Raw genomic sequence first — 1,865 nt, forward strand, 5'->3', positions numbered from 1 at the left:
AGTTTCTGGGACTGTGGCGAGTATATTTCTTCTGCGGTAAAACTTGAAGTAACGCATGCTCCCGGAGCGGCTTTATTCCAGATTGTGGGTGCTGTGGCAGCCATTTTTGCTTTAGGGAAGGGTGAAAATTATTCTATCGTAATCAATGCGATGTCTGCATTGTTCAGTGCGCTGACGATTTTATTTTTATTCTGGACGATTACCCATTTTGTAAGACGGCTGTTGAACAAGGATTTTGATGAAGTTACCCAACACCAGGAAATTTCCATTCTTTTTGCAGGAGCAGTAGGAGCTCTATGCTTTACTTTTTCGGATACTTTCTGGTTTTCTGCGGTAGAAGGAGAGGTATATTCCATGGCTTCCATGTTTATTGCTTTGCTCGTTTGGCTGATTACCAAATGGGAAAATGAATATCTTGCCAAAGACAGCGAAAGATGGATCATCCTTATTTTCTTTGTATTAGGGCTTTCTGTGGGAGTTCACATGATGTGTATGCTTGCAGTTCCGGCCGTATGCTTAGTATATTATGCAAGAAATTACAAATTTACCTGGAAAAACTTTATCTGGGCGAATGCCATTACACTGGGAATTTTGATCATTGTATTCAAAATTATTTTCCCATTAATCATGACCATGTTCGGAAGACTTGAAATATTCTTCGTTAACGGGCTTGGACTTCCTTTCCATTCAGGAACCATTGCTGCATTTATTTTGATGGTGGCAGCATGTTATTTTATAATTAAATATGCGAGAAAAGCTAAGAAAAATATATATCAGACGGCTGCATTGTCGGTAGTGTATATGATCATCGGTTTTTCATGCTGGATGGTTATTCCTATCAGAGCGAATGCTAATCCGCCGATGAACCTTAACGATCCCGATACGGCTATTGGAATGCTGGATTATTATAACAGGGAGCAATACGGTGACTGGCCTACTATCTACGGTCAAAACTATACGGCTTTCCTTGATGCGAATGGAATTGAGAAAAACGAGGACGGTAGCTTTAAAACAAAGAAAACCGGTGAAATCTATGAAAAAGATGAAAAAACCGGAACTTACAGAAAAACAGGGGATCGTTTCAATTATACATTCAGTAAATCTCAGGTGAGCTTAATGCCAAGGATGTTCAATGAAGATAAGGATGTAATGGCCAACTACATTTCCATGTACGGAGCCCCTGACTTTACTTTCAACTATGCCAATGAAGATGTAGCGGATAGTCCTCAGGCCAAGCAGATTTTCGATGAACTGAGAGGAAAATATGAAGATAAAACCATTACGGCAGCCGATTACCTGAAGGTTAAGCCGTACAACCTTATCAATGTTCAGAAGCCTTCACTGGCCCAGAATATGGACTATTTCATTACTTTCCAGAATGGGTATTACTTTGTAAGATACCTGATGTGGAATTTCGTGGGAAGACAGAACGACCTTGAAGGAAATATGGAGAATACAAAAGGAAACTGGATTTCCGGAATTCCTTTTATTGACAATGCTTTGCTTGGGAACCAGGATAAAATGCCTGCCAAATTCAAAAATGAAAGTACTGTAAAATTCTTCTTTTTACCATTGATTTTAGGATTGATCGGTTTCTTTTTCCAATTGAACAGGGACTTTGGTAGATTCTATGCCCTGCTTTCATTATTTATTTTAACCAGTATAGGAATTGTTTTCTATACCGGCGTAAAACCGTTTGAAGTAAGGGAGAGAGATTATGCAATGGTAGGCTCGTTCTATGCTTTTGCCATCTGGATTGGTCTTGGAGCGGCAGCTATTTTATGGTTTATCCAGTCAAAAGTAAAATCCAATGGAGCGAATATTGCTCTGGGAGTAGTTTTATTAGGAGTTCCTTTTATGATGGG

At 39.3% G+C, this 1,865-nt stretch carries 1 protein-coding gene; it reads left to right on the top strand.

The window, feature by feature from the left end; genetic code table 11:
• On the top strand, nt 1-1,865 hold a 1,865-nt coding region (locus BUB03_RS21510; protein WP_139258955.1), incomplete at both ends, for a glycosyltransferase family 117 protein.

Source organism: Chryseobacterium oranimense (assembly GCF_900129755.1).
Taxonomy (GTDB): domain Bacteria; phylum Bacteroidota; class Bacteroidia; order Flavobacteriales; family Weeksellaceae; genus Chryseobacterium; species Chryseobacterium oranimense.